Source organism: Arthrobacter sp. UYEF20, assembly GCF_040546335.1.
Classification (GTDB): domain Bacteria; phylum Actinomycetota; class Actinomycetes; order Actinomycetales; family Micrococcaceae; genus Arthrobacter.
Genome location: NZ_JBEPNP010000050.1, coordinates 1 through 8,663, shown reverse-complemented (window position 1 = coordinate 8,663; position 8,663 = coordinate 1). Strand labels below are relative to the sequence as shown.

Annotated in this window: 11 protein-coding genes; 6 read left to right on the top strand and 5 right to left on the bottom strand. The window is 64.5% G+C overall.

Annotated elements, in window-relative coordinates; all coding sequences use genetic code 11:
* Positions 1-472 precede the first annotated feature (472 nt).
* Positions 473-1,672 carry an alkaline phosphatase family protein gene (locus ABIB26_RS23335; protein ID WP_354248554.1) on the bottom strand — a complete coding sequence of 400 codons (1,200 nt, stop codon included), beginning with the start codon at positions 1,670-1,672 and terminating at the stop codon, positions 473-475.
* A 393-nt stretch (positions 1,673-2,065) separates the two neighbouring features.
* Here ABIB26_RS23335 and ABIB26_RS23330 point away from each other — a divergent pair, with 393 nt between their 5' ends.
* The 5 genes from ABIB26_RS23330 (at position 2,066) to ABIB26_RS23310 (ending at position 5,041) form a co-directional block, all read left to right on the top strand.
* On the top strand, positions 2,066-2,488 hold the full coding sequence (locus tag ABIB26_RS23330) for a tyrosine-type recombinase/integrase (RefSeq protein WP_354248553.1): 423 nt from the start codon (positions 2,066-2,068) through the stop codon (positions 2,486-2,488).
* Positions 2,489-2,626: 138 nt separating this feature from the next.
* Positions 2,627-2,794: a tyrosine-type recombinase/integrase gene (locus ABIB26_RS23325; RefSeq protein ID WP_354248556.1), complete on the top strand. Its 168-nt coding sequence runs from the start codon at positions 2,627-2,629 to the stop codon at positions 2,792-2,794.
* 583 nt (positions 2,795-3,377) lie between these two features.
* Positions 3,378-3,641 carry a hypothetical protein gene (locus ABIB26_RS23320; RefSeq protein ID WP_354248551.1) on the top strand — a complete coding sequence of 88 codons (264 nt, stop codon included), beginning with the start codon at positions 3,378-3,380 and terminating at the stop codon, positions 3,639-3,641.
* 229 nt (positions 3,642-3,870) lie between these two features.
* Positions 3,871-4,371 carry an MDR/zinc-dependent alcohol dehydrogenase-like family protein gene (locus tag ABIB26_RS23315; RefSeq protein WP_354248549.1) on the top strand — a complete coding sequence of 167 codons (501 nt, stop codon included), beginning with the start codon at positions 3,871-3,873 and terminating at the stop codon, positions 4,369-4,371.
* A gap of 1 nt (position 4,372) precedes the next feature.
* Positions 4,373-5,041: a trehalase-like domain-containing protein gene (locus ABIB26_RS23310; RefSeq protein ID WP_354248547.1), complete on the top strand. Its 669-nt coding sequence runs from the start codon at positions 4,373-4,375 to the stop codon at positions 5,039-5,041.
* Here the strand turns inward: ABIB26_RS23310 and ABIB26_RS23305 are convergent.
* From ABIB26_RS23305 to ABIB26_RS23295, 3 genes are all read right to left on the bottom strand, one after another.
* Positions 5,035-5,718: a DUF4158 domain-containing protein gene (locus ABIB26_RS23305; protein WP_354248546.1), complete on the bottom strand. Its 684-nt coding sequence runs from the start codon at positions 5,716-5,718 to the stop codon at positions 5,035-5,037. The two genes, ABIB26_RS23310 and ABIB26_RS23305, sit on opposite strands and share 7 nt — an antisense overlap.
* A 464-nt stretch (positions 5,719-6,182) precedes the next feature.
* On the bottom strand, positions 6,183-6,842 hold the full coding sequence (locus tag ABIB26_RS23300) for a nucleoside/nucleotide kinase family protein (protein ID WP_354248544.1): 660 nt from the start codon (positions 6,840-6,842) through the stop codon (positions 6,183-6,185).
* Positions 6,843-6,904: 62 nt separating this feature from the next.
* The gene (locus tag ABIB26_RS23295) at positions 6,905-7,384 is read right to left on the bottom strand and encodes a hypothetical protein (protein WP_354248542.1); all 480 of its coding nucleotides are present in this window, start codon (positions 7,382-7,384) and stop codon (positions 6,905-6,907) included.
* A gap of 356 nt (positions 7,385-7,740) precedes the next feature.
* Between ABIB26_RS23295 and ABIB26_RS23290 the strand changes: the two genes are divergently transcribed.
* Positions 7,741-8,154: a VOC family protein gene (locus ABIB26_RS23290; RefSeq protein ID WP_354248540.1), complete on the top strand. Its 414-nt coding sequence runs from the start codon at positions 7,741-7,743 to the stop codon at positions 8,152-8,154.
* A 256-nt stretch (positions 8,155-8,410) separates the two neighbouring features.
* Here ABIB26_RS23290 and ABIB26_RS23285 read toward each other — a convergent pair whose 3' ends face one another.
* Entirely contained in the window at positions 8,411-8,581 is a 171-nt protein-coding gene (locus ABIB26_RS23285; protein WP_354248539.1) for a hypothetical protein, read from the bottom strand.
* Positions 8,582-8,663: the final 82 nt, after the last annotated feature.

The window sequence follows — 8,663 nt, the reverse complement described above, 5'->3', positions numbered from 1 at the left end:
CTCACCGGAGTTCACTACCACCGGAAAGTGGACCGTGCGGGCTTTACTCCGACGGAGGAGTAATACCAGCCCTAGAAGCGCACCCGGTTTCTCATGCGCCACCAGGGCCAGCGAGTTTGAGCAGTAGTTCCTGGCCCCCGCTCTGAGCCTGCCCCACCGGAGCGGCACTCCTCCCCTTCGCTCCACTACTTGGCCATGTCGTTGCCGGATTGCCAGATGTCTCTGCGCGTGAGCTAGGTGGACGCCAACTCAACTGGGGCAAACGGCAGCGGGGCGATTACTACTGACATGTGGATTTGATCGCTCTTTGGCGGCGTTCTGTGATCGGTCGATGACGCATGCCATGTTCGATAGGGGGTCCCCCACCGCCCGCATACCGCCGGAGCGGGTGCGGCCGGACAGGGAAGGGCGGAGAGCTGAAATTATTCGGCCCGCGATCGGTTCCGACCCGGGCCGGGCTGATCCGCCCGCGCTAGGGCCGGGCGTTGAAGACGTCCGCGCCGAAGCTGTTCAGCCCGGGTGCACCCGCGTAGCCGAGGCGGGGCAGTGAAAAGATGTCCTCGATGCTGGCCAGCAGGCTGTAGTGGTTGTACATCCGGTTTGAGGCCGTGCCGCCCTTGGCGAACGGCGAGAGCACCAGTGCCCCGACGCGTCCACCTGCCGTGCCTCCGGGGATCCCGGACGGGCCGGAGGTCTTGCCTTCGGCTTCGTCGAAGGTGATGACCAGCATCCCGTCCTGCCTGAAGGCCGGGGATTCCAGGATGGCCGGGACCTGTTGCTGCAGCCAGGCATCGGCGCTTTCCAGGCCGCCCGGGCTCCCATCCACGCACGGGCTGTCGTGACCGTCGTTGCACAGGTTGGGCGTGATGTAGGACAGATTCGGTGTCGTGTCGGCGGACTTCAGGTCATCGGCAAGGTGCGTGAAGTCGACAACGTTCTGCTGGCATTCGGAGGATGAGGTGATCGCCTCAAAGTAGACGAAAGGATTGTGACGGGTGGCGTACTGGTCACCCACCGTGGCGCCCTGGTGCTCATCCTTCGCCCCCGGTTCCGGATGCTGGCAGGGGGTCTGCATGTCCTCCATGTAGCCCTTCCAGGTCTTGCCGGCCGCGCTGAGCTGCCCCGCGACCGTCGGGACTGACGCCGGATACACGCAGCCCACACCCTGCACCTGGCCCGGTTCGATGGTGCCCGTTTGCTGGAACAGGGCGTAGGTCGGGCAGTCCTTGCGGGTCATTTCGTTCGACCCCTGGCCGGAAATCTGGGCCAGATAATCGGGATTGGAGTTATGCGCAATCCCGTAATACTGCGAGAGCAGCACACCCTGGCTGCGGAGGGTCTGGGAGAGGTAGGGAGCTGCGGAGCCAGCGCCCCAGACCTTGTCATAACCCTTGTTCTCCAGGTTGATCACGAAGACGTGCCCCGGTGTCCCGGAGGCCGGCGCCGCACCCCGGAACGGTGTTCCGCCGGGGGAACCCGGAGCGGGGATTCCGGCGCTTGGGGTTCCGGTGTCGGGGACAGCCGTTCCGGTGCTCGTGCCCGATGATGGTCCGCCGCCCGGCGGCCCGGGCTCACAGGCCGAGGCCACCACGGCCAGGACCATAGCAAGGACCAGCCACGCGGTGCGCCCCGCGCTGTTCCCTCCGAAAGGTTTTGCGGCATTCCGGCTCATCGGTTCCGGCTTTCTCTCTGGCCCGGTCCCACTGGAACCAGCACACCATGTGCGATCACTGTGCCACACCCGGGTCAACGTTGTCCCTGTAGTCCCTGCATAATTCCTGTGAAGCCACCTGTCCGGGACTGCTGACCCGCCCGGGCGCTGTACATCCGGTGGTATCCCTGGCCGAACGCCGCGGACACGCCGGCGTCCGCCGGACCATCGCCGCTAACGAGGAAGGGGCCCGGTGCTGGATCACCGGGCAGTGAGCGGAACATCGGTCCTGACCGAGGTCCTGCAGCTGCATTAGATTCGGGTGCGGAGCCGGCGGCGGCCCGCACTCAGGATTGTGCGGGGGACACGGCAGCGGCGCAACTCCCGGCAACGGGGCGGGCGGGATCAGTTGGCATGTCCCTGTCCGTCCGCCGCCTGTTCATCCTGCACCGCCGACAGGTCTTTCAAGACCGGCGAGGCAACAGCACCCGTACCCGTAATGCGCGTCTGGCCGCTATCCACTCCTTCTTCGCCTTCGCCGCCTACATCCACCCCGACCACGCCGGACTCATCGGCCGGGTGCTGGCCATCCCGCACAAACGTCAGACCCGTGCCGACGTCACGTACCTTACCGATGAGGAAACCGACGCCCTCCTTGCCAGCCCGAACCCTGCCACCTGGACCGGACGTCGCGACGCCGTCCTGCTGCTGGCAGCCATCGCAACGGGCATGCGCGTGTCGGAACTTACGGTGCTGACGTGGGCCGATCTGCACCTGGGTCCTGGTGCCCACGCGCTCTGCCATGGGAGGGACGCAAAGACAGAGCGACGCCGCTGAACAAGGAAACCGCGGCGGCACTGAAGACCTGGAAAACCGAAACGGACCCGGCGGACGATGACCCTGTCTTCCCCACGCGATCAGGAACACGGATGAGCACCGACGCCGTGGCTCAAAGACTGAGCCACGGCGTCGGGCATCGCGGCCCTATCCTGCCCCACGCTCAAGACGAAGAACGTCACACCCCACGTGCTCCGTCACACCACAGCCATGCGAATGCTCCGAGCCGGCATCGACACCTCGGTCATCGCGCTCTGGCTCGGACATCAAAGCCCCGAAACAACGCAAATCTACCTGCAGCGGTAGTCCGGGTGCTGGCTGTACACAGACGCGAGACGCAGGAGGACGCCGTAAGAACCTTGGTATTGGCGGGATGGCGGTGATTTTCACGCGGAAGATCGTCATGAAGTCGTTAGCTTCCTCTTCTGTCACATCGGCCCCGCTGGCCCCTACAGTTGCAGAAAGGCCGGCCGCATCCAAGCGCGCCACGCGAGCGGTGAAGGAACGGTGCCTGACACCACCTGGCCGGGAGCCGACGACAGTTCCTCCGGGCCTGGGTCTCTGCAGCGTCAAGCTCCGCTGCGGCGTCTTCGGTATCCGACTGCATCGTCCCGGAGACGACGGAGACCGCTCTGACCTCCGGGACGGGGCCGCCGGTCATTAGGCGTGCCGCAATACGCTGCCCGGCACCGGAAGTCCGGAGGCCTGTTGCTGGGGGGTGCTGCCAGGACAGCTTCGCGGCAGAATCCCCGCCGGGCGAAACTTGGACGGGCAGGACTCCGGGGAACAGGTCCCCCGGGTGAGGACACCCGGGCCCGGCAACACCATTACCGCCCGTCACCCAGAAAATAATCATGGTCCTCCCAGACGTGAGGTGGACTATAAATGCATGTACCTAGTCGATGCCGGGGCCTCCGAACATCGGTCCCCGCGGTTTGGCATCTGGTTCCGGGCGATGATCCGCCGGCATCTGCTCACCAAGGACCCGCACCGCACATGCTCCCGCCTTGACCGTCTCGACGGCCTGCCGGGACCAATGGGGAGCACATACCGGCAGCGTCGTGCCCAGGAGCTGGAGCGGGCATGGCAGAACGGCGAAATCTCCTACCAGAACGCCTGCGACGAGATGGAAGAACTCGACGGGGAACCATGAGCACCCGTACGGACGCACTGACGCCGCCCGGAGGGCTGGCGGGAGGGGCCGGCGTCGCTCAGTTCCGGGCGCTGGATGTTCCCGGCAGCGTGAGCCGCTTTCCCGGTCTGGCCGCGGGCACCAGGGGGAAGCCTGTCCGTCCCGCTTCCACCTTCTCAAGGGTCCGGGGCCGTTCTCCTTGCGGCGGCCGATCAGGGTCTCGAGGACCCGGGCCCATTTGGTGTTCTGCATGACCGGCGCGAGGAGGCGACAAGAAAACCGGCCGGTCACCGGAGGTGGTCGGCCCGGCCAGCGCGAACAGCATCATCGGCGGGGGCCGCAGCGGGCGACGCCTGCCAGACAGGCGGCCAGACCGGTTGCCGCCGGGCCGCATTCTATGGTGTGGGAGGAAACAGTGAGAGCTTGGCGGCACATCGAGGCGATCGGCTCCCGGGCCTGCCGGGCGCCGGATTCGGTGACCTGCCTGACCGGTGTCTCCGCCACGGGCAGGACGCAGCAGGTGGACGTCGGTTCGGTGAACCGGACCCTGGTGCCGGGCAACGATGCGGTGTTTGGCAGCGTCAATGCCAACCGCTGCCACTATGAGGCGGCGGTCAAGGTCCTGGAGGTGGCCGAGCGTGGCTGGCTGCAGCGGCTGGTCACCGGACGGGTGCCCGTGGCCGGCTTCCCGGACGCGTTCCGGCGGCAGGACACCGATGTGAAAGTCGTCCTGGAAGTCCGGGCCTGCTGACGTGGAAAGGATCGAGGATTACGCGATCATCGGCGACCTGCACACGGCCGCCCTGGTCGGGACTGACGGTTCCATCGGCGGGCTCTGCCTGCCGTACTTCGACCCGGCGGCATGCTTCGCCGCACTGTCGGGCACTTCCGAGGCCGGGCACTGGTTGCTGGCGCCGGCCGGCGGGGGCACCTGCACGCGGCGCCGGTACCGCCGCGATACCCTCGTGCTGGAAACCGAATGGGATACCGGCACGGGACGGGTCAGGGTCACGGACTTTATGCCGCCCCGGGACGAAACCGCCGACATCGTCAGGATCGTGGAGGGGCTCAGCGGAACCGTCGCGATGCAAAGCGAACTGGCGTTGCGGTTCGACTACGGGCACCTGGTCCCCTGCATGCGCCGCACCACGACCGGGATCCATGCCGTTGCCGGGCCTGACTCGGTCCATCTGTCCTCGACGGCCCCGATGCAGGGCGAACACTTCCGCACCCTCAGCGGGTTCACCGTCGGGGCCGGTGACCGGGTCCCGTTTGTGCTCACTTGGTCACCGAGCCACCTTCGGCCTCCGCGGACGGCCGACGCGGACGAAGCCCTGGCCAGGACGGTGGACTACTGGCAGGAGTGTCATCGCGCAGCCGGGCCCAGGGGTCGTACAGGGACGCGGTCCAGCAGTCAGTGATCGCCCTGAAGCCGCAGTGCCCGGAAAGACCGGGAGAAAATACCTTGGAGCCCTAATTCAGGCAGCAGCCACGACCGTCCCGGCCAGCCTGGACGGGAGCTGCTCACGGCGGCGCAGACCGCAGCGGCCGGGCCCCGTGGGGGCAGTGCAGGGACCGCGCCGGTGCCGGGGCAACCCCCGGGCGGGGTAACCGATGATGCGCTTCGTTCCATCTGCCGCCCCGGGCACGAGAACCCTTGAGCCCCCGGTAAGGAGTCCGCCCGGGATTTCATCGCCACCGCAGCAAGAGCATTATGTAACCGGGATTCGGCCTTCTTCCTGACACCGGCCACCTGGTCTCGGAGGGTGCTTACTCCCGGCAACAGCACGCGGCGCCCGCGTAGTCGGGCCACCGCCGCGAAAAACAGCGTCTTCGGCCCCGCGTCACTGGTCCACGCCTGCCGGTCCACCCACGCCAATAGCTCCGTCTCCATCGAGGCGTAAGTGACGAAACCGTATACCTCGGCGATCTCCCACTGGTGCTCGAACCGAGTCTGCTTCCGTTCCACGTACCGCTTCACACACGGCGCATGCACGACTACCTGCACCGCAACAAAATCGACGACAGCGGTTGGAACATCCAAGGGATCACCCAGGAAAGCACCCAGATGACGAACGGTCACAAGCTGGAGCTTCATGCGCATACCGCCCGTACGCCCCCTCGATGGCAGCCGTTAAATATTCACCAGCCATGCTCGCTCAACGATCGACGCTAGAAATCGTTGCGGTCGGTTTGATCCTTAGCGCTACTTTTCCGCGGAATGGGCCTCGACCCCCCACTCCTAGGTACGGCAGCACTTACAGTTGGCGGCGTGGCACAGCTTGGCCCGCCACGGAAGACCTCGCTGCCGGCCAGCAGGGCTTGATGGGGAAGGTCCCTTGCCGCTCCTGATTGTGTCTGGGACTGGGGCCTCTTTTAAAACGGCGACCGTTCAATTGAGGATCCGTTACCGGACGCATTGTGCGCAGCGAGATCTCGTGCCATGAGGGGGCGGGCAGGTGCCATTGGCTCATTGCCCAGTCCTAGGTCTGCGCGTCGTGAATGAGTTGATCAAGGTAGGCCAAGTGGGAGAGGAAGGCTTTGCGGCCTGTTGGGGAACCCTCACCGGACAGTTGAAACCATGTGGGGACGGATGACTTTCGGTGAGGTGAAATCCGAGTTATCCACGACGAACGTGGCACGTTCCCAGGGTCGTGCAGCGTCGAAGTAGAGGCGCTGTCCGCCGACGTACCGGCGCATCGTTGGGTGCTCAGGGTCGGGGTTGCTGCCGTTCCGAACTGCCATTCGTGCCGCGGTTTCGGTGAACGGAACGTCCAGGAAAACCGAAGCATCCCAGTAGGAGGCGAGTTCATCGCGGTGCAGGAACATGCCTTCCACAACGACCAGTGCATCTGATGGAGCGCGAACGACCTCCACTTGTGCCATTCGGTCGGTCACTGAGTCATAAGAAGCCGGCGAATACCAGCCGTCCCCCTCTGGGCCGAGTGGCGCGAGCAACTGATCCTGTAGGGCCGCGTAGTTGTAGGTATCCTCCCAGAACCCTTCGGGTGAAGCACGTCCCTTGGCATGCCTGACCGGCGAGGGGTTCAGGAAGTCGTCGGCGTGGATGACGATCACGGGTCGATTCTGGATCTCGAATACCAGGTTTGCGGCGAAGGATGTCTTGCCACTGCCATCCACGCCGTCGATTGCCACGAACGAGCGCCCTGGACCGATGGCGCTGAGAATGTCGGTTGCCAGTGATCGCATGAACTTCTTCATATCGCCATTTTCCCAAAAGCAGCCCTTACCCAGCGTCTGCTACGGGATCGTGCAGCGGGCGGTCAGGCCGGGTTAGCTGCAGAATTCGAGGCAAGGACGTCCTTGCGGATTGCCCAACGGCCGATGGCTGCCGCTGCGCCAACAGTGGCCCATGGGATCAGCAGCCAGGGCTGCCAGCCGAGGCCCAGGACGCTTCCCAGCAGCCAGAACACGAGGGTGGGCACCGCGAAAAAGGCTCCGATGTGGATCCATTGATTCCGGACCGGGCGCAAAAGATAGGCCAACACCCAGGCCAGTGGCGCCGCAAACACCAGGGAAACTCCGAAGCCATACAAAATCACCATGCCCAAAAAGCCCCACACGTGGCCGGCGTCGGTGCCGTCCCGCGCGGCGGGCACGCCATAGCCCACCGCCACCAGGAGCAGTAGCACACCCACCCAGAGCGAGGTGGCGATGAGCCAGCCCTTGAGGAACGCGTACGCATCCAGGACCACTCTGTGTGACCGAACTGCCTGCGGCTGCGCCGCGTCCCCCAATGCCATGGGCTTAGCCTACCGATGCGCAAAGCTTCCCGCCCGTGCCGAGGGTGCGGCCGTCCGATAGGGGATGGTGATCCGTACGGACCACTGACAACCAAGCGTCGAGGTGCAGCTGTCAGAGATCCTCGCCTTTATGGGTCCGGTCTCGCGGCGCAAGATGAAGTCGAACGGGTGCGGCTTGCTGCTTTGAACGCCATTGCGGATACCTGCGAATCAGAGTATGTGCCGCCCTTGCTAGACGCGGCTTCAGGCCCAGGGCGAGAAGCACGGTTGCCAACGCTGTGCTTCGGCGCATAGAGAAGCGTTTAGACCGGCAAATACTTGGCGAGTAATCACCAGAGGGCGGTTACCATAACCACATGGACGTCGCACCCCAATTCAACCCCAAGCTCGATCTGGTAATCCTCGATTGCCCCGACGCGCTGGAACTCAGCCGCTTCTATGCGAACATCCTTGGTTGGCAGGTCGAGGAAGGCTCGGATAGACACTTCGCCACCCTTGCGCCACCGGGTGGTGGAATTACCCCCGACAACCCCGACGGTCAAACAACGTTGGCCTTCCAGCGGATCGATGACTGGGTAAAGCCCACCTGGCCTGGGGGTGCCCACCCACAGCAGTTTCATCTGGACTTGTCGGTGCCCAACATCGAGGCCGCCGAGCCCGCCGTCATTGATGCCGGTGCTATGGTCCATCCGCATCAGCCCTCGAAGGATAGAGGTTTCCGCGTCTACCTCGATCCCGTCGGACACCCGTTCTGCCTCATCAGGGGATAACCGGCCGGTATGAACTTGCATCAAGGGGTATGCAAAACGCATGCGCTGGCTCCATACCACTCAGGCGTGGTATCGATCACGGAGAACATACGACAGCAACGACCGTAAGCCGGTCGATCACCGTGCCGCGGAAGCCCGCCGCCACGTTTGTCATTTTCCGAAGTCGTCTGCACGAAATGTCCAAAGTCGTCTGCACGGCCACTACATGTCCGGAAGGGGAACCCCTACCGCCTATTCCGACTGTCGGCACCGATCATTACGATGTCGAGATATGGAATGCCGGATCAACAGAGTCCTGGTTCACTACGTCGAGCATGGTGGCGGCGTGCCGCTTGTTGCGCTCCACGGCGCCGGTGTCGATCACCGCGAGATCGAGGCGGCCATAGAGGCGGTTGTCCCCAGCGTGGGCTACCGTGAGGTGTGTCAAGGATGTGAGACAGCCGGTTAGTTTCTTTTTGGGTTAGGCGGCCGCGGGTAGCGGCTGGTTTTTGGTCTTGAAGTTGGCCATT